The 18,534-nt window shown below is 38.3% G+C and carries 20 protein-coding genes and 1 riboswitch; of the genes, 15 read left to right on the top strand and 5 right to left on the bottom strand.

Features of this window, described 5'->3' with window-relative positions; translation table 11 throughout:
- Nucleotides 1–121: 121 nt before the first annotated feature.
- From ACFQZ9_RS04230 to queE, 4 genes are all read left to right on the top strand, one after another.
- Nucleotides 122–1,336, top strand: coding sequence for an ATP-binding protein (locus tag ACFQZ9_RS04230; RefSeq protein ID WP_198309988.1), 1,215 nt, complete (start codon nucleotides 122–124; stop codon nucleotides 1,334–1,336).
- Nucleotides 1,337–1,443: 107 nt separating this feature from the next.
- Nucleotides 1,444–1,487: riboswitch (PreQ1 riboswitch) on the top strand.
- A 181-nt stretch (nucleotides 1,488–1,668) separates the two neighbouring features.
- Nucleotides 1,669–2,328, top strand: coding sequence for a 7-cyano-7-deazaguanine synthase QueC (gene queC, locus ACFQZ9_RS04225; protein ID WP_198309989.1), 660 nt, complete (start codon nucleotides 1,669–1,671; stop codon nucleotides 2,326–2,328).
- 4 nt (nucleotides 2,329–2,332) lie between these two features.
- The gene (queD, locus tag ACFQZ9_RS04220; protein ID WP_198309990.1) at nucleotides 2,333–2,815 is read left to right on the top strand and encodes a 6-carboxytetrahydropterin synthase QueD; all 483 of its coding nucleotides are present in this window, start codon (nucleotides 2,333–2,335) and stop codon (nucleotides 2,813–2,815) included.
- Entirely contained in the window at nucleotides 2,808–3,530 is a 723-nt protein-coding gene (gene queE, locus ACFQZ9_RS04215) for a 7-carboxy-7-deazaguanine synthase QueE (RefSeq protein WP_498942442.1), read from the top strand. Before queD ends, queE begins: the two co-directional genes overlap by 8 nt.
- Nucleotides 3,531–3,600: 70 nt before the next feature.
- Here the strand turns inward: queE and ACFQZ9_RS04210 are convergent, their stop codons facing one another.
- Complete coding sequence (locus ACFQZ9_RS04210) at nucleotides 3,601–4,302, bottom strand: polysaccharide deacetylase family protein (RefSeq protein WP_198309992.1); 702 nt, start codon at nucleotides 4,300–4,302, stop codon at nucleotides 3,601–3,603.
- Nucleotides 4,303–4,779: 477 nt separating this feature from the next.
- Between ACFQZ9_RS04210 and ACFQZ9_RS04205 the strand changes: the two genes are divergently transcribed.
- The 4 genes from ACFQZ9_RS04205 (at nucleotide 4,780) to ACFQZ9_RS04190 (ending at nucleotide 8,506) form a co-directional block, all read left to right on the top strand.
- Entirely contained in the window at nucleotides 4,780–4,974 is a 195-nt protein-coding gene (locus ACFQZ9_RS04205; RefSeq protein ID WP_198309993.1) for a Fur-regulated basic protein FbpA, read from the top strand.
- Between the two features lie 337 nt (nucleotides 4,975–5,311).
- On the top strand, nucleotides 5,312–5,605 hold the full coding sequence (locus ACFQZ9_RS04200) for a hypothetical protein (RefSeq protein ID WP_498942441.1): 294 nt from the start codon (nucleotides 5,312–5,314) through the stop codon (nucleotides 5,603–5,605).
- Between the two features lie 131 nt (nucleotides 5,606–5,736).
- Nucleotides 5,737–7,386: an FtsH/Yme1/Tma family ATP-dependent metallopeptidase gene (locus ACFQZ9_RS04195; protein WP_498942440.1), complete on the top strand. Its 1,650-nt coding sequence runs from the start codon at nucleotides 5,737–5,739 to the stop codon at nucleotides 7,384–7,386.
- A gap of 199 nt (nucleotides 7,387–7,585) precedes the next feature.
- Nucleotides 7,586–8,506 (top strand): thermonuclease family protein, encoded by a 921-nt coding sequence (locus tag ACFQZ9_RS04190; RefSeq protein WP_498942439.1) that lies wholly within the window; start codon nucleotides 7,586–7,588, stop codon nucleotides 8,504–8,506.
- A 608-nt stretch (nucleotides 8,507–9,114) separates the two neighbouring features.
- On the opposite strand, the gene ACFQZ9_RS04185 is transcribed toward ACFQZ9_RS04190, so the two are convergent.
- Entirely contained in the window at nucleotides 9,115–9,630 is a 516-nt protein-coding gene (locus ACFQZ9_RS04185) for a J domain-containing protein (RefSeq protein ID WP_198309997.1), read from the bottom strand.
- 219 nt (nucleotides 9,631–9,849) lie between these two features.
- Here ACFQZ9_RS04185 and ACFQZ9_RS04180 point away from each other — a divergent pair, with 219 nt between their 5' ends.
- Both ACFQZ9_RS04180 and ACFQZ9_RS04175 read left to right on the top strand, forming a co-directional pair.
- Nucleotides 9,850–10,968, top strand: a complete 1,119-nt coding sequence (locus tag ACFQZ9_RS04180) for an alpha/beta hydrolase family protein (protein WP_498942438.1) — start codon at nucleotides 9,850–9,852, stop codon at nucleotides 10,966–10,968.
- 136 nt (nucleotides 10,969–11,104) lie between these two features.
- On the top strand, nucleotides 11,105–12,106 hold the full coding sequence (locus ACFQZ9_RS04175; protein ID WP_498942437.1) for an LLM class flavin-dependent oxidoreductase: 1,002 nt from the start codon (nucleotides 11,105–11,107) through the stop codon (nucleotides 12,104–12,106).
- Between the two features lie 55 nt (nucleotides 12,107–12,161).
- Here the strand turns inward: ACFQZ9_RS04175 and ACFQZ9_RS04170 are convergent, their stop codons facing one another.
- Nucleotides 12,162–12,905 carry a YoaK family protein gene (locus tag ACFQZ9_RS04170; protein ID WP_498942436.1) on the bottom strand — a complete coding sequence of 248 codons (744 nt, stop codon included), beginning with the start codon at nucleotides 12,903–12,905 and terminating at the stop codon, nucleotides 12,162–12,164.
- A 121-nt stretch (nucleotides 12,906–13,026) separates the two neighbouring features.
- On the opposite strand from ACFQZ9_RS04170, the gene ACFQZ9_RS04165 reads away from it, so the two are divergent.
- Together ACFQZ9_RS04165 and ACFQZ9_RS04160 are read left to right on the top strand one after the other, a co-directional pair.
- Complete coding sequence (locus tag ACFQZ9_RS04165) at nucleotides 13,027–13,302, top strand: hypothetical protein (RefSeq protein WP_198310001.1); 276 nt, start codon at nucleotides 13,027–13,029, stop codon at nucleotides 13,300–13,302.
- Between the two features lie 84 nt (nucleotides 13,303–13,386).
- Nucleotides 13,387–13,614 carry a hypothetical protein gene (locus ACFQZ9_RS04160; protein ID WP_498942435.1) on the top strand — a complete coding sequence of 76 codons (228 nt, stop codon included), beginning with the start codon at nucleotides 13,387–13,389 and terminating at the stop codon, nucleotides 13,612–13,614.
- A gap of 59 nt (nucleotides 13,615–13,673) precedes the next feature.
- On the opposite strand, the gene ACFQZ9_RS04155 is transcribed toward ACFQZ9_RS04160, so the two are convergent.
- Nucleotides 13,674–14,378: a YjjG family noncanonical pyrimidine nucleotidase gene (locus ACFQZ9_RS04155; protein WP_498942434.1), complete on the bottom strand. Its 705-nt coding sequence runs from the start codon at nucleotides 14,376–14,378 to the stop codon at nucleotides 13,674–13,676.
- Nucleotides 14,379–14,587: 209 nt separating this feature from the next.
- Between ACFQZ9_RS04155 and ACFQZ9_RS04150 the strand changes: the two genes are divergently transcribed.
- Nucleotides 14,588–14,725: a hypothetical protein gene (locus tag ACFQZ9_RS04150; RefSeq protein ID WP_498942433.1), complete on the top strand. Its 138-nt coding sequence runs from the start codon at nucleotides 14,588–14,590 to the stop codon at nucleotides 14,723–14,725.
- Nucleotides 14,726–14,816: 91 nt separating this feature from the next.
- Here the strand turns inward: ACFQZ9_RS04150 and ACFQZ9_RS04145 are convergent, their stop codons facing one another.
- Nucleotides 14,817–15,653, bottom strand: a complete 837-nt coding sequence (locus ACFQZ9_RS04145) for an RMD1 family protein (RefSeq protein WP_498942432.1) — start codon at nucleotides 15,651–15,653, stop codon at nucleotides 14,817–14,819.
- Nucleotides 15,654–15,841: 188 nt separating this feature from the next.
- Here ACFQZ9_RS04145 and ACFQZ9_RS04140 point away from each other — a divergent pair, with 188 nt between their 5' ends.
- Entirely contained in the window at nucleotides 15,842–16,879 is a 1,038-nt protein-coding gene (locus ACFQZ9_RS04140; RefSeq protein ID WP_498942431.1) for a threonine aldolase family protein, read from the top strand.
- A gap of 144 nt (nucleotides 16,880–17,023) precedes the next feature.
- Nucleotides 17,024–18,484 carry an amino acid permease gene (locus ACFQZ9_RS04135; RefSeq protein ID WP_498942430.1) on the top strand — a complete coding sequence of 487 codons (1,461 nt, stop codon included), beginning with the start codon at nucleotides 17,024–17,026 and terminating at the stop codon, nucleotides 18,482–18,484.
- The last annotated feature ends 50 nt before the right edge of the window (nucleotides 18,485–18,534 follow it).

The raw sequence follows: 18,534 nt of genomic DNA, 5'->3' as shown, positions 1-18,534 counted from the left end.
AATATTCATGAGGAAGGACTTGTTCGGCATTGAAGAAAAATAGAAGTTTTATAAATACTGGAATTTTGTTAGAATAATAACAGCTTTTGAAAAATTTTTACACTAAAAAAGGTGTGTATGCATGAAGCAGTTTTACAGTTTAATCACTCAAAAATCTTACTATTTATTTACCTCCATCATCATTTTCCTTATGATTATGGGATTATTCGTTGTGAACCCACATTACCATCACTTTGGAGCGGGAATGATCTTACATATAATCCTTGTTGCATTATTATCCATTTGTTTAGTTTTATATCCAAAACATGAAACACATCTTTTTCGAATCATCATTATTTTGATATGTGCAGCTTATTTTTACACGCTGTTCTTTTTATATAGTGAAACGTGGTCAACATTTATCTTTTTATGTTTCATTCCAGCAATCTCCATATTATTTTTTGATTCAAAGCTCTTTTATTTTTCTTTAGTTTTAAACAGCATACTTATTTTACTGCTTTTTAGTTTTATTTCATTAAATAAGCAAACATCATTTTATTCTTATATTAAAATGGATTTACCCGGAAATTTGATGAATTTTATTGCCAGTCAGGTAATGTTATTTTTTATTTTTTATTTATCTTCTGCTCGCATTAAAAAACAGCAAATGTATTATGAACAAATCCAGCAGACAGAGCGCTTGAAGACTACTGGGCAGTTAGCTGCGGCGGTTGCGCATGAAATAAGGAATCCACTAACGGTTGTAAAAGGCTTCTTACAATTATTTGAAAACGATGTATCACTTAATGAGGGGATGAAAAAGAATTTTTCTCTTATGATTGATGAAATCAATACAGCGGAACAAGTTATCTCACAATTTTTAACGATAGCTAAACCGGATAAGGATAAAAGGATGGAAACCGTCGATGTTGCCATCGTTCTTCAAAGCGTGACAGATCTACTCAAATCATACGGTCTTTTACACGATAATCAAATTGAGTTAAAGGTGGTAGAAGATTGTTTGATAGCCGTAAATGTCATTGAGTTTAAACAACTGGTGATTAACCTTATTAAAAATGCAATTGAAGCTTCAAAAGTAGGAGATACTGTCCATGTTAAGACCGAAAAAGTGAAAAATGAAGTCGAAATCCAAATCACCGATCAAGGAAGCGGAATGTCAGAAGAAGTAATCAAATCACTCGGGACCCCTTTTTATTCACTAAAAAGCAAGGGCACAGGACTAGGACTAATGATCTGTTACAACATCGTCGAAAAATACAACGGAACCATCCAGTTTATCAGTTCCATTGGAAAAGGAACAACCGTCGTCGTCCGCTTTCCGTATCATCATATTTAAATTGTTTGTGGAACATTTTGTCGAATCCAAAATTTCGGGTAGTGACAGCCAACGTAAAAAATAGTAATATTATTTGGTGATTAATTATATATACAAATCCGCAAACGGCGGTAGAGGTTCTAGCACCCCTCTTTAAAAAAACTAAGGAAAACGGGTCTGCTTTCTTTAGTGGGTCTGTTTTTTTATTGTCTAGCTCCAGGCGCCATCGGCTCTTTGGTCTACAGCCAATCCGTCATGAAGGTTAAAAAACAACCTTCCTGCCGGCTCGTCTTATGCTTGTCGCCGATAAACGGGCGCCTTGCGCTTTTCGAATTTAAAGGAGAGAGTTTAACGTGAAAAAAGATAAAGCAGTTGTTGTTTTTAGCGGCGGGCAGGATAGTACGACATGTTTATTCTGGGCCTTAGAACGTTTTGAAGAAGTGATTGCCGTAACGTTTAATTATAATCAAAGGCACAAAGCAGAAATTGAGTGTGCCAAAAATATTGCGAATGAACTTGGTGTGAAACATCATATTTTAGATATGTCATTATTAAACCAGCTTGCTCCCAACGCATTAACGAGGGATGATATTGAAGTGAAAGAGGGCGAGGATGGGGGACTGCCGAATACATTTGTTCCAGGTCGAAACCTTTTATTTATGTCCTTTGCCGGTGTACTAGCGAGTCAAGTAGGAGCAAAACATATTGTAACCGGTGTATGTGAGACGGATTTCAGCGGTTACCCGGATTGCCGTGATGTGTTTATTAAATCATTAAATGTTACCTTAAACCTGTCTATGGATCAACAATTTGTGATTCATACGCCCTTAATGTGGATCGACAAAGCGGAAACATGGCAGTTGGCAGATGAACTTGGTGCTTTGGACTTTGTCAGAGAAAAAACATTAACTTGTTATAACGGTATTATCGCAGATGGCTGCGGTGAATGCCCGGCATGTAAGTTACGAAAAAACGGACTAGATCAATATTTAAGCACACGAAAGGAGTTATAATCACATGTATGGTTTTCGAATCGTGGATAAACTCCAAAAAATCAACGAAGATATTCAGCCAAATCAATTAAAATATCATGCTAAAAGAGTCCTCGTCAGCAAGGAATTTACCTTTGATGCCGCGCACCATCTCCATAACTATGAAGGGAAATGCAAAAACCTTCATGGTCATACGTATAAGGTGATCTTTGGATTGAGCGGATTTGTCGATGATCGTGGTCTCATGATTGATTTTGGTGATATTAAAGAGATTTGGAAAAATGAGATCGAAATTTTTCTAGATCACCGCTATTTAAATGAAACGCTACCACCGATGAATACTACCGCGGAAAACATGGTTGTCTGGATTTATGAAAAAATGGCTGAGGCACTTTTAAAGGAAGAAAGACAGCAAAGGTATCAAGGTGCAAGAGTCGAGTTTGTGCGACTTTTTGAAACGCCGACAAGCTATGCGGAAGCAAGACGGGAGTGGATGGAACTTGACTAAACTACCCGTACTGGAAATTTTCGGACCAACGATTCAAGGCGAGGGAGCTGTGATTGGCCAAAAAACGATGTTTGTCAGAACGGCCGGATGCGATTATTCCTGCAGCTGGTGTGACTCTGCCTTTACCTGGGACGGTTCCGGAAAAAATGATATTCGGATGATGGAAGCAGAAGAAGTTTGGCAGGAGCTAAAGGAAATTGGCGGTGAACGTTTTTCGTTTGTTACGATTTCAGGGGGAAACCCGGCGCTACTTAAAAACTTGGATTCATTGATTAAGATTTTTAAAGAAAATGAGATTAAAATTGGTCTCGAAACGCAAGGCAGTAAGTGGCAGGATTGGTTCCTGGAGATTGATGAACTTACCATTTCTCCAAAACCGCCAAGTTCGAAGATGGTAACAGACTTTACAGTACTAGACCAGATCATTGAGAATTTGAAGGATTCCTCCCATAATGTAAGTCTCAAAGTTGTGATTTTCGATGATCGTGATTATGAATATGCCAAAAACGTTCACCAACGCTACCCAAATGTTCCTTTCTTCTTGTCGGTAGGAAATGATGATATCAACACCTTTGACAATCAAGCACTGCTAATGCATCTACTAAAAAAATATGAGCTCCTCGTGGATAAAGTCATGTCTGATTCAGACTTTAACAACGTAAAAGTTCTACCTCAATTGCACACATTGCTGTGGGGGAATAAGCGCGGTGTATAGCTTCGTATGGAACATTCTGTGAAACAAGAAAAATCGGGTGGTGCCTGGCACCACCCGATTTTTGTCGAATTTAAAACTCGTTTTGTAGTTCATTTACTGTAACAAATTTATATCCTTTTTCTGTTAATTCTTTTAAGATACCCTCAATGGTTTTTTGTTCGTTTCCGGTTTGGTCGTACATGGGATGAAGGAGTATGATGGAACCTGGTTTGATATTCTGTTTTACATAGGTCACTTTATCCTTAATAGAGGTATAATAGGTGTCCGGTTCTAGGTTCCATGTGATAGTATCCCTATGATGCTTCTTCAAATAAAAGGGAAGTCCGACAAGTTTTTTTCCATTTGGCGGACGAACATCGATTTCTCCCTTATATCCAGTCTTGCGAATCAACATATCTGTTTGTTCAATTTCTCTCTTAATATAATCAGGGCTTTTGAAAATCATCCTTTTATGTGAATAGGTGTGATTGCCGATTTGATGTCCCGCTTCTGCAATTTTCAGCCCCTGTTCTGGATGCTGTCGTAATTCATTTCCAATGAGGAAAAAGGTTGCTTTAGCATCGTACTGATCGAGAAGGGGCAATATATTGTCCACATTCCCTGTAGGACCATCATCAAAGGTAAGAGCTACCACCTTTTTATTGGTTTTAACATGGTCTGTAATACCACCAAATACCTGGTAAGTCCGTGAATTCATTAATTTGTATGTACCATAGAATGTTAGAAAAAGTACAAGTAAGATAACTGCAGATATAAGCATTCTTTTCCTCATTAAATCCTCCTATAATGGCCTGTTCTTTCTACAGTATAACAAACTTGTTAAAAATAATTTCTACTTCACACAATTACCTTCCAACACACCTTGAAAATCACCCAAATAGGTTTGAGAAAGCGGTAATGGGGAATATAGAATAGGGGACCGAGCTAAGATAAATCCTAATGTTACCGAAAATTTATTTATCTTACTTATATTATAAGAATTTAACAATTTCGTTAAGTGTGTGTCCATATGGCAGATATCGACAATTCCCTTTTCAATTAGCCCTTATAATGGCAAATGGGAAGGGAGTTGATTTTCTTTCATCAAATATTCATTCATTATGGTCTATTCCTACAAACGCTTTTTGACAGGATTTTTTCTACCTCTTTACTAATTCTGGTCCATATACCAATAGTTACAGCTAAATCATTTCGAATTCTATAACCTAAACCACCGAAAAAACCAGTTAATAATTAGGAGGTTTAAAAAATGAAAATTTTACTTCGAAAAGCAGGACAGGAAAAACGGCAATTCCTGATTGACGAACTACTTAAGTTTGGAATTTACAAGAAAAATAATAAACATCTTTATGAATGGAATTTATGTGAACTTGAAAAAGAATACCACTATATAGTTACGAATGGTTTGGTTGAACAGAGGAAGAACAATCTTGTAATGGGATAATACTTAAAAAAGCTCCAATCCTACCTAAAGTGGGTTTGGAGCTTTCCTATTTTATATGAAGGTTCCATTTCGAATTGCTCAAAAAAATATCCGACCACTCGGGTCGGATCCACACAAAAATATATTAAAAGGGAGAAAATGAATAAGAAGCTTGTTCATTTCATGTTTTTATTTTACTTTCTAAAAATGAACAAATTATGAAAAAAGCATGAAAGATATTTTAAAAGGTGCTGTATTTTGTCTAATTATTAATCTGAAAATTTAAAAAAATTAATTAATTACCTCATCACCTGTCCTTTGCAGACCGCATATTTTGGAGTAAAGGTGGTGATAAAACATGTCATTTGCACTTTCAGATTGGCTGCTTTATACAATGTGGGGCGTTTTTGGACTCATGATCATTGATTTTCTTATTGGATTTTTCCAATCCTTCTGGAAAGGTTCCTTTACTCCTTCCGTTGTATTAAATTATTTAAAAGATATTATCTATCTCGTATTGCCATTAAATATCCTTATCTCATTGTTCCCGATTGACCCAAGCGGCTGGATCCTCGTGACCTTCTACTTCATTGGCGGACTCGGAGTAATCCTTAAATATTTAATGGACATCAAAGGAAAATTCAGTAAGTAGTCGTGAAACAAAAATGTGAAACAAGAAAAATCGGGTGGTGCCTGGCACGACCCGATTTTTCTCGACTCTAGGCAACTTATAGGAAAATTCCTCATAGAATATTCTAAATCTTCTGTAAAGGATATGAGACCATGAGGAATTATCGGTGGATTAAGTGGCGTAAAATAATCCTCTGGGCCGCAGCCCTCGTCCTGATCACGGTGTTGATTTGGAGTGGAGGGCCGACAGCCTGGAACATTGCAATAAGTATTCTTAGTTTATTGCTGCAGCTGCTATTTGCAATGCTATTTATGATCATCCAATTTGTTGCCCTCTTTTGGTTCTTGGCTCGGGGTCGTACGTATTGGATTCTGCCAGGAGAGACAGGTTCAACTTGGGACGATTATCGAGGAAACCCTGAAATTGTAGAAAATGCAAAGCGGATTGTTACCTTGCTTAAAGGTGTTAAGGAGTTCAAAGAAATGGGCGGTGAGGCAATCCGGGGATTACTGCTCTGCGGACCACCCGGGACAGGCAAGTCTTATTTGGCTCAAGTCATCGCGAACGAAGCACAGGTTCCTTTCGCCTATGCCTCAGCGCCAAGTTTTCAAAACATGTTCTTTGGCGTTGGCAACCTTAAGGTGATGGGGCTGTATCGGAAAGCTCGGAAGCTGTCAAAGGTATACGGCGCTTGCATCATCTTCATTGACGAAATTGACGCAATCGGCATGAGCCGGCAGGCTGGCGGGGCCGGAGGAGGAATGATGGGAGGATTAATGGGCATGGGCGGATCCGGTCTTCTTAATGAGCTGCTTTTGCAAATGGATCCACCGAATATTGACAACTCAAAAATAGCGAAGTTCCTTCGCTCACTCGGTCTCCGACGCAAGAAAGCAGATCGTCCCGCAGTATTAACCATTGGAGCCACCAATCTCCCAGACGTACTTGATCAAGCGCTCCTTCGACCCGGCCGTTTTGACCGCAAGCTTTGGGTTGATTCCCCAGATTTTGATGGCCGTGTCGACGTCTTCGAGTATTATCTTCAAAAAGTTAGGAAAGATCCAACCATTACAGCCGAAAAGGCAGCACTTGACACAATTGGGTACAGTCCGGCCCAAATAAAACACATCGTGAATGAGTCTGTTGTCATCGCACATCAGCGAGGCGCCCAGTTAGCAAGTTACGAGGATTTCCGGGCAGCGATGGAGACATATGAGTGGGGACTAAAACAGCCGCTCCGTTCTATGAGCGACGACGAAAAACGAAATGTTGCATACCATGAGGCCGGTCACGCGGTTGCACAATATCTTTTGAAGGCACACGAACGTGTGTGGAAGGTGACAATCATCCGACGAGGCGGTGCACTGGGTCTTGCTGCAACTAAACCGACACATGAACGATATAATCGAAGTGATGATGAAATCCTTGCTGAAATCCAAGTGTGTCTCGCGGCTAGAGCAGCTGAAGAAGAGTTCCTTGGAAAAAAATTAAACGGTGTTACCTCGGATTTGCAGCAGGCAACTTTGTTAGCCGGTGCTTACCTAGGTGCAGTGGGCATGGGTGACGAATTGTTTAGCTGGCTCGCTTTAGGATCTCAAGCTGAGGGACTAAAGGCGCTTCGGTCAAAGATTAATGAATTGCTGAAATCCCAGATGCTTGAGGTGAAAAAGTTAGTTCGCGAACATGCTGACTTCGTCCATATGATTGCGGAGGAACTGCTGAAACAAGGCGATTTAACCGGTGAAGAAATTGAACAAATTTATATTAACATATATGGGCATAGCCGCCCGCAGCCGGCATAATGGAAATGCTCTTATTTAAATTATAAAAAAACACCTTCGCTAATGAAATTAAAACCATAAATATAAGGGAAAAACAACCGAGAATGGTTGTTTTTTCTTTTGCAGACATAAACAATCCCTTTACATTAGAAATGTTTCTCACTATGATTAACTTTGGAAATGTAATAGAAAGATTACATAGTTTTAGGGGGAATTTATTTTGAAAAAAGGGAAATTAATAGCTTCATTGTCTTTAACAGTTTCGCTTATATTCTCTGGCTTCGCCAGCGCTCATACAACCTTGGCAAAAACAACTAGCCCCAAACTTGTTCCTGCAACCGTTTCAAAGAATATTGACGGGGATACCATCCAAGTAAAATATAATGGGAAAAATGAAACGGTTCGCATGTTATTGATTGATACACCGGAAGATGTCGATCCTCGTAAACCGGTAGAACCATACGGCTATACAGCAGCCAAATACGCAAAAAGTAAGCTTCCGGTGGGAAAACACATCTATCTACAGCTCGGTAAAAAGGGATATGAACGTGATAAATATCATCGCTTATTAGCCTATGTCTACATCACAAAAACAGATTTATATAACAAAGATGTCGTGAAAAAAGGTTACGCCAGAGTCGCCTATGTCTATAAACCAAATACCGACCATCTTTCTGAATTGCAAGGTGCCCAATCCTATGCAAAATCTAAAAAATTAGGGATTTGGAGCATTTCAGGATATGTAACATCAAATGGATACAGTCTCAGCAAATCATGTTCCTATGCAAGAAGCAATGGATACTCAACCAACGGCTGTGGAATTACCGGTACCAAAACAACCAATAGCAGTTCTAAAGGAACCACTTCCAGTTCAACAAAAGTTACAGGTACAACATTAACTGTTAAACATGGTCAACAGGCGTCCATAACAATCAAAACGAAACCGGGTGCAAAAGGTACCATCCAAGTGATCTACAGCTCAGGTCCAAGTAAAGCGTCAGGGTTAACAGCGAAAACAGCAAACAGAGGCGGCTACATCACCTGGTCATGGAGGGTAGGAACCAGCACAAAACCTGGCAGCTATCCTGTGATTATGAAAGCAAACGGCTCCACAATCAAGAAAACTTTAATCGTCCGATAAAAACAAGCCTGGATTTGGGCTTGTTTTTTTGCAAAAAAATATCCGGCAGCTTTGCCGGATCCACAAAAATATATTTTAAAAGGGGGGTTATGAAAAGGTTGTTATCCGTTCCATATGCATATCTTACCCCCGAAAAATGAACAAACTATGAACAAACCTTTAAGGTTCATGTAATTTAAGAAGACTATTCAATTTCAGTTAGTTCGGACACATGAACCAGTAGAATATTGAACTTGTAACTCTCTTCTTGGATTTCGCAAAAGTCGGTGGAATATTGATGGTAAAGGATATACTTCTTTCCTTGATACATGACACGTTTATTTTTCAAAATGAACAACACCTTTCAAAAAATTTAAGAGGTTAAACATTACACAATATGTAGAAATTCCGTTGAATATGACAAATTTCTACCCTCTAACTGAACATCGTCATAAATTGTAATTAAGTAAGGTGCAAACGGTCATCACCATGATCCTGCTAAATAGCATCAAGATCATGATTACCCCTTCCAATGTTGAAACCTTTTATAAAAATAGCATATAACATTTTTGTAAAGGTATCATTTTTTTATTGTAAAATTACGATTAAGATTGTGCCCTCCTAAGAAACTACTTTAATTTATCATAGTGTTCATAAAATATTTTGAAGAGCTGCTCATCGCCGCCACGATCGGGATGAAGGCATTTGAGTAATTTTTTAAATTCCTTTTTTAACGAGGATGGATCAGCGCCCTCATCTAATCCAAATATGGTGTTAAATGTAAGTGGGGGAGCAGCAGTAAGAGCATACTCTGCTTGTAACATTTTTTTCAAAGAACGGACTTTAGCTTGTTCAATGCGAACAGAGCTTTTTAATTGCTCAATATCCTCTTTTAATTTTTGGTTTTCCTTAAACGTTTTTTCCCAATGTTGAAAATCGACTCCATACCTCTTCGTCTTCTCCTCGATTTTCTTTTCTATAATGAATGCTGCTAAATCACCGGGATTGACCAAGTAATCGATCTTTAAATTTTTGGCCCTTCTAGCCGTTATTTTTCCCTCAAGAATCCACTGGATAACCGTTAATTCACTATCGGTAATACCTTCCTCTTTTAGGTGAATTGTCACTTCTTTCAAATTTAACATATGACCACTCAATCGTTTTCAGATTTTACACGCTAATTTTAATGTATCATACTGAAAATATTACATGTTTACTAAATTATTTAATTTTTATTAAAATAATTTGTCAAAAGTCTTATCGTAATAGACATTTAGACAAAGGAAGTGCACGTTCCTGCATAGAATAAAAAATATATAATATATTGGTAACTCCCAAAATATAAGGAGGAATAGGAATTAATTATGATCCCTACGATCTTAATCCCGGGTATACAAGGTACAAAACTCGTCAATACCAATACCCTAAATTTCGATACCATCTGGTCAGCTGTTCAAAGTAAATATGAAACCATCTATGATCTTGCATTAAAGCGGGATAGCCGTTTTGAAGTGAACCCAAAATCAATGATTGAGCGGAGTGATGTGGAAGATTTGGCTTACCGCCAAGCTGTTCACATCATTGTAAAAAAGACGGGCAGTCCTGTATATATTTTTGGGTACGACTGGAGGAAATCTTCAGAAGAAAATAGTAAACGCTTGGAAAGCTATGTAGAATATCTGAAAGAAAAACTTTCTGTAAAAAAATTTAACTTCATTGGCCATAGTCTTGGCGGAATGGTGTTTAGCTGTTATTTGAACAATTTAAAAGGAAATTATGAGTCTATTGAGCATGCCGTCTTAGCAGCATGTCCGTTTATGGGCTCGGTTAGGGCGCTAATTTCCCTCACTGCTGGAGAGGGCGGCTTTGAATTTCCACTTTTCAATACAAATGACGAATTTCGAAAAATCGCCCGGACGTTTCCATCGGTATATGAATTATGCCCAACCTATAAAGATGCCATTGTATTTGAAGACGGCTCGGCATTTGATTTAGGTAATCCTGATGATTGGCAATCCAATATCGGTAATGATGACAGAGCAATGTTTCTTGAGCGAATTAGTCAGTTGAGAAAATTTCGGGATATTAATAATCCATCTATGCTAGATTTAACGGAGCTTCCAGATGAGGTGCAGAAAAGATTATTAATTCTTGCCGGTGTCGGTGAAGACACAAAAAGCAAAGTCATTGTAGAGCCTCAAAGCCCTGATGGCGGGGTGAAAAATTTCTTTAATTTTGATACACCAAAATCCAGTGGCGATGGGGATGGAGCCGTTCCGATTGAGAGTGCTAAAATTTACAAGCAGTCCGTTTTAACGCTCACGGTGCGGAAAAAATGGAATCAAGTAGCCATGCATCCACTTTTCTTGAACGATGGCAGGGTCCAAACGCTCATTACTCGCTTTTTTCTAAATAATACTTCTGCAAATGCCAATGGTAATCCCTGGTGGTCCGTGATAGACGGGTCTGTTAATGTATTATAAAAAGTGTGAAAAAGCAAAAATAGGAGTCCTTTCCGTTTTTTAGTTGATAATATTCTATATAAGCATTTAAGTTTGTTTTCTTGATTCGGATTGTTACTATAGTAATATCATCTACACCATGAAAGGACAAATGATTATGGAAAACATTCATATCCCTTTATCCGTATTAAATTTAGCTCCAATCCGGGCGGGACAAAGCTCGAAACAGGCGATTGATTCAATGGTCGATCTCGCACAAGCGGTTGAAAAAATGGGTTACCAAAGATACTGGATTGCTGAGCATCATAATTCACCTACACTGGTCAGTTCAGCAACTTCTTTATTAATCAAACATACATTAGAACATACCAGTACTATTCGAGTCGGTTCCGGTGGGATTATGCTTCCGAACCACTCTCCATTAGTTGTAGCCGAACAATTCGGTACAATGGCAACGATTTATCCAAATCGTGTCGAACTGGGACTTGGCCGGGCACCAGGTACAGACATGATGACGGCTAATGCCCTCAGGCGCTCAAAAAATGATTCGGTCTATACCTTTCCTGATGATGTTCAGGCCTTACTTACTTATTTTGGGCCTGAAGAACATCAAAGCTATGTAAGAGCATATCCTGGAATCGGGACCAATATTCCAATTTATATTCTTGGTTCTTCTACAGACTCCGCCTATTTGGCCGCAAGTCTTGGATTGCCATATGTGTTCGCGTCACACTTTGCACCAACCTATATGGAAGAAGCCATTTCGATTTATCGTGCACGCTTCCAGCCATCAGATTATTTAGATAAGCCATATATGATGGTATGTTTAAATGTAATTGCTGCGGAATCGGATGAAGAGGCACACTTTCTGTCAACCACCATGCATCAATTTTTCTTGAATATTGTCCGGAACACACGAAATCCATTACAGCCTCCAGTTGAGAACATGGACGAGCTGTGGACACCTATGGAAAAAGAAATGGCTAGCCAAAGAACCGATGTGGCGTTATTAGGCAGCAAAGAGACAATTCGTCAACAATTAGCTAGCTTCCAGGAAAAATATGATGTCCAAGAAATTATGGCTGTATCTTATATTTATGATTTTGAAAAACAAAAGAGGTCCTACGAAATCTTTAAAGAAGTAGTAGAGGGGAAATAAGATAGGTTAGAATGGCAAGATACTTCAAAATAGCTGGAGCGGATCTTGCCATTTTTTATTTGGCCTTGCGGAGCAAGGTTTTTGGATTCGCATGTAAAAATAGCAAAGCGCCAACTAGTACGATAGAAGCAATCCAAATGGCTTTCGTGCCATAGTGAATTGTGGACAAGGCACCTGTAAAAGCCCCAACTAAAAAGGAAAGAATAATAACCGTGAAATCGAAACATTGAATAAGTCCTTGGCGGTCATGAAGGATTAGAGCGGTATAGGCTGCTTGGGTAGCTGTTCGCAAATTACCCGTAACCATTGCTGAATTAAAGGGCCATTTTACGAGTGTGCGAAAAGATGAAATTTGTACAGAAGCAACAAAGGCGATTGTTACAGTAACAAACATATTAGGTATTTCAACAGGCCAAGTTCCTACAAACACTAATACAATGCTCTCCAATAAAAGAACTGTGCGGGCCGGAAAGGGAAAGGTTCTTGTAACCTTTGGATGCTTCAAGCCCTCGGCCACGGCCACTCCTAGAACAAACGCCAGAATAGGAGGAATATGTTTAAATCCTTGGTCCCATTGTCCTTGTGCTGTCTCTACCCCTAACAAAACAAGGTTTCCTGTCTGGGACGTCGCAAATACACCGTCCCTGCTAACATAGGTGTAAGCATCTAAAAAACCACCGATAAACGCCAGGAAAATGCCTAAAGCTACGGATTCAGCTGTTATTCGCGGCAGCTTTGTAAAGCTCCTGTTTATATACTTCGTTAAAGAGGTAAAATTTATATTTTGAATCTTTTCCATCCAAGATCTCCTATCCTTTTCTTTGCGTTAAATTTTAATATTCCCGTTTGTACCAGAATTTTTGCGTCTTGAATCATAAAAACTTATAATGAGAACACTTGCTTGAAAGGAAGAGAGAGAAATGGAAAAAACACTTGAAACATTACAAGAACTGCATCGTTCAGTTCAAAAATTAGAAACCGTCCTGCAAGAAGTTTGGTCTTATGTTGATGATCTTGGTGAAGACGATGGATTCAAGGTATTGAAGAAAAACGCAAAACAATCTAAAAACGGTCTTTCAGAAAGAATGAATGAATTTAATCAGTTTCTTGGGGAAATTCCCGAAGACGGTACGTCCGCAGTTGATTTGGAGGATGCCATTTCAGAGCTGATTGATTGGATAAAAGCAAATACATAATAGGGGTTCACTTTTTATATAGAATAATCCGGTATGAAAGGTAAATCCTAAAGGGGAGAAAATTTGTTTGAAGGAGAATACCTCGTGAATCCATATGAAATTACCGATATGATCATCGACGATGATTTTGCTAGTGAGGAATATGTAACCGTAGAATTTTCTTCCAATCATAAAGAGTATAGGATAACATTTAAAAAAGCAGATCTAGAAATCATCAATAGCTGGGTGTTCGAGAATGGCACATCCCTACCGGCAAATATATCGGATGAGATGGTTGAATCGATTAGAGAAGACGTGAAAAAGAGGATTTAACCGTTTTAATGAAAAGGGGAGCATTTTAATGCTCCCCGTAAATCCTAATAGATTTGTAATCATGAATGAACCGCAGTTAAATTTAAAATTTCATATAACTCATCAAGCTTTTGTATTTGATAGCTTGGAATAATCTCAGAATGATTCGGCTTTAACTTTGGATTGAACCAGCATGTGGAAATTCCGGCAAGCTGTCCGCCTTTCATATCAGAACTTAATGAATCTCCAATAATTAGGCAATCTTCTAATGCGAAATCTGGGATTCTTGCAAAAACATAATCAAAAAATCCCTGCATTGGTTTTTGGAAGCCTGTTTCCTCTGAAACAAAGATATCTTTGAAAAATGATGAAAATCCTGAATCATGGAGGCGTTTATATTGAGTCTCCGAAACGCCATTTGTGACAATAAATAAATCAAAATGATTTTGCAGGTTGGAAATTAATTCAAGAGCCCCCGGAACAAGTTGATGACTCTCTGCAAGCAATCTCCGATATTGTTTTTCTAATAATGAACCATCTACCTCAAGGCCATATTCCTTAAAAAGAATCGAAAAACGAGAATTCAATACCCCATCTAGATTAAGTTTTCCTTCTTCAAAAGCGGTCCACAGTCCTTGATTGATTTTTTTATAACGATCGACTACTTCATATGTAAGCGGAAAATTCTGTTCCTCAAAAAGTAAGCGTAATGCTTCTTTTTCTGCCGCACCAAAATCCAATAATGTGTCATCAACATCAAATAATAAGGTTTTGTATTTTTTCAAAATAATCTCCCCATCTATTTTCCATTCTTTTATACTTCTAATCATTTTACATTAATTTTTTATAAAATTGTATAGATAAAAATTGGTGCCTGCCCCACATTGCTTTAAAGCGTTGTAGTGGTGGGGATCTGGCACCATGAATAGTTCATTAAAAAAAAGTTTAAATTAATAGAAGTATTTATAAATCAGGGCAAATGGAGGGCATTTTTATGAAAAAACATGTGAATAAAACGGTGAAGATTGTGTCGAATGATGCAGTAGTAGGCAAACCCTATCTTGATATTGACAGGGTGATACTTGAAGGAAAATCAGATTATTCAAGTGAAAAAGGCAATAATCCAAAATAAGATTAACGTAGTTTAAATAGGAAAAGAATATTAATGATCCCTGCGCAGCACACGGATTGATTTGAAAGATAAGCATTTTTTATATGAATTTTTACGGAAACCAGCCGAAAATTTGTAAAATGGTCAGAGCAATTTCAATCACAATAAGTATCACGATGATCCATTCGACAAATAGGCCTCTAATAGAGTGGCTGATAGTAGAGAAACCGTCCATAATATTATATAAAATGTCTGTTTTGCTTTTTAGAATTTTATAACGATCGTTTAATTCGAAAAACTCGATCATTTTATCATAAAATTCATTCGCTGTGCTGCTGGTCCAGGTAATATCGGGCTTATCCAAAATCATGATATATGCAAGGGTATTGTACTCATGGCGAACAATTTTAGCTGTTGTTCTAGCAAGCTCTTTATTGCCGATCCGCAGCTTTCCTTTTTCGAGCCGGTCAATCATCGTTTCAAGCTTATCGTGGATTTTTCCAAGCTGTTCCTCTGTTTTTTCAAGTGCAACTGATTTGGCGAGCACAGTAGAAATTAACTCAGGGTAAAAGCTTTCATAGCCAGGTACCACTACATATTCGTCTGTTAATTCAAGGTTTTCGGTGCTAAGGACATGAAGGCTGTAATCATCCGTATATTTGTAGGTTTGATTTAGATCAATGTCAGGTTCAAAGGAATGGAAAAACTGGAAAAAAACCATCATGTCATTGGTGTCGATTAGATTGATGAAAACTACGCTTCCAAAGGAGAAAACGAGAACCATTTGCGATTCCTCGACTTCTTGTCCAAGGATGGTTTTTAAAATATTTCCCCTCAAGATTAAAGGCTCTTCCCAAGTGAACTTTTTCGGAATACCGCAATGAATGGCAATTTTGTTTAGATCAATTTCATTTGTTATGGCAAATGCTTTAAAGGTAATGGCCCTCATTAAGATCACTCTTTTCAGCGAATTGGTCATGCTTTCTATAAGTCTATTCATTGGAAAATCAATTTTGACCATTTCTTTGGAAAGCAATGACTTTACTTTTAAAGCAAGGCCTATATTTTTTCAAGAGGTGAACTACAGCATAAAATAAATAATGTTACAATGAGAATACATGAAAAGGGGGGGAATATATGTACAGCTTTAAAAATGATTACAGTGAGGGTGCACATCCGAGAATTTTAAATGCGCTAATCGAATCAAACCTCGAGCAGGAAGAAGGGTATGGGGAGGATCGTTATACCCGAAAAGCGATTGAATCGATAAAGAATAGAATCGGCCGGTCGGACATAGATGTTCACTTATTATCGGGTGGAACGCAGACCAATATGATCGCCATTTCAGCATTTCTGCGACCGCATGAAGCTGCAATCGCGGTTAGTACCGGTCATATATTGGGACATGAAACGGGTGCAATTGAGGCAACCGGACACAAAATTCTATCTGTAGAATCTAGTGATGGAAAAATAACTTCGTTCCACTTGCAAGCCGTATTGGACTCCCATCCGGATGAACATATGGTGAAACCAAAACTCGTGTACATATCTAATTCGACTGAAATAGGGACCATTTATAAGAAAAATGAATTGCTGCAATTGCGGGAATTCTGTAATCGCCACCATTTAATCTTATTTATGGATGGTGCAAGACTGGGATCCGCTCTTTGTTCTTCGGAAAATGACCTTGAGTTAAGTGACTTACCTGGACTTGTTGATGCATTCTATATTGGCGGAACGAAGAATGGAGCACTTTTAGGTGAAGCATTAGTGATTTGTCGTGATTCCCTTAAGGAAGATTTTAGATATCATATGAAGCAAAAAGGGGCGCTCCTTGCAAAAGGACGACTTTTGGGCATACAGTTTTTGGAACTATTTCAGGATAATTTGTTTTTTGAATTGGCAACACATGCCAATAAGATGGCAGAAATACTAAAGGTTGAAATTCATGGTGCAAATATTTCATTTTTGACCGATTCACCCACCAACCAAATCTTTCCGATTTTACCCAATTCCGTGATCGCTGAACTTGAAAAGAAGTATGGCTTTCACATTTGGGAAAAAGTTGATCAAGATTATTCAGCGATTCGCATCGTAACCTCTTGGGCAACAAAAGAGGAGCAGGTAGCAGCATTTATAGAGGATTTTAAAAAGATAGTAGATAAAAGAATATAAAAAATAGATGACTTTGTTTCATTTGAGACAAAGTCATTTTTTTATTGACTGGATAAAAATAAAATATATAATATAAAATATACAAAAGACTGAGAATTTGGAAAGCCTTTTGTAATGAATGTAAGAGAAAGGAGATGTAAGGTATTGAAACTAGAATTGAATAAAGGGGAGGGGCTTGCGAATATGGAAAATAAAAGCCATGAATTAAGGCGTGGGCTTAGCTCCCGACATATTACCATGATTTCCATCGGTGGAACCATCGGAACAGGTCTTTTTCTAGCATCTGGGAATGTTGTTTCAAAAGCAGGCGCACTTGGCGGTCCTATTGCGTATTTAGTTATTGGAATTTTAGTTTATGTTTTAATGAAAGGACTTGGCGAAATGTCCACCTTCATGCCGATTCCTGGTGCGTACACGACTTATTCCGGTCTGTTTGTTCATCCGGTTTTAGGCTTCATGGTTGGCTGGAATTTATGCATCAACGGCTTTCTCGGTCTTGGAGCTGAAATCGTTGGCGGGGGGATGATTTTAAACCAATTTTTCCCGAGTATTCCTCCCGTTGCATTCTGTATCATGCTTTCCTTATTGATTCTGGGATTAAACATGATCGATGTAAAAACATACGGTGAAGCTGAATACTGGTTTGCCGGTATCAAAGTGATTGCTATTATCATTTTCCTCATTGTTGGAGTTTTAATGATTTTTGGTGTGATTGGAAAACAAGGCTTTATTGGATTATCCAATTTGAACAGCCATTCTATGTTCCCAAATGGATTTTCTGCGGTTATCTTGATGATGACTGGGGTTATATGGTCATATCTGGGCGTGGAAACGGTTGTAACAGCAGCAGGAGAAACCAAAAATCCTCAGAAAAATGTGCCTAAAGCCATTAACACCATTTTCTTTAGGATTTTAATCTTCTACGTTGGTTCGGTTACTGTTATAGGATTAGTTGTTCCTTTTGAAAATGTAAGCGTTTTAAGCAATGGCTATGCGGGACTGTTTGGTTTGGCTGGTATACCAGGTGCAGCTACGATCATGAATATCGTCATTCTGACATCTTTGGCTTCCGCGGCAAACTCTATCGTATATGCACTTAGCAGAACCCTAGTTGCATTATCAAAAGAGGGAAAAGCTCCAAAAGCATTGGCAAAAGTAAATAAACGTGGGATTCCAATGAACGCGGTCCTTCTCACTTTGTTCCTTGGACAGGTTTCGCTAATTACCAACTTCGTTTCACCTGATAAAGTGTTCATTTGGCTCATTTCCATCGCCGGTTTTAATACACTTCTTGGCTGGTTCGGTAGTTTCCTTTCTCACTATCGTTTTAGAAAATGGCTTACTGCACAGGGCGGGTCTGTGGACAAGCTTAAGTTCAAAATGGGTACGTATCCGATTCCAACGATCATCTGCTTATTCGTTTTGGTGGCTATTGCCATTTATACAGCTTATAGCTCTGATACAAGATTCTCATTCTATATCGGTGCACCAATGCTCGTGTTATACTTCATTATCGGAACGATCTTGAATAAAAAAGGAAAACTGCAAGAACCAAACTACAAACCTTTCTTAGACGCTCACATCAATGATAAAGAAATCAATTAAAATTACTTGGTTATCTGAAAATGGTTTGGAGGTAGAAGGATAAAACTCAT

Origin of the sequence: Neobacillus sp. GCM10027624, assembly GCF_042675345.1 — a bacterium.
Classification (GTDB): Bacteria; Bacillota; Bacilli; order Bacillales; family Cytobacillaceae; genus Neobacillus; species Neobacillus cucumis_D.
This window is presented reverse-complemented; position numbering and strand designations above follow the sequence as displayed.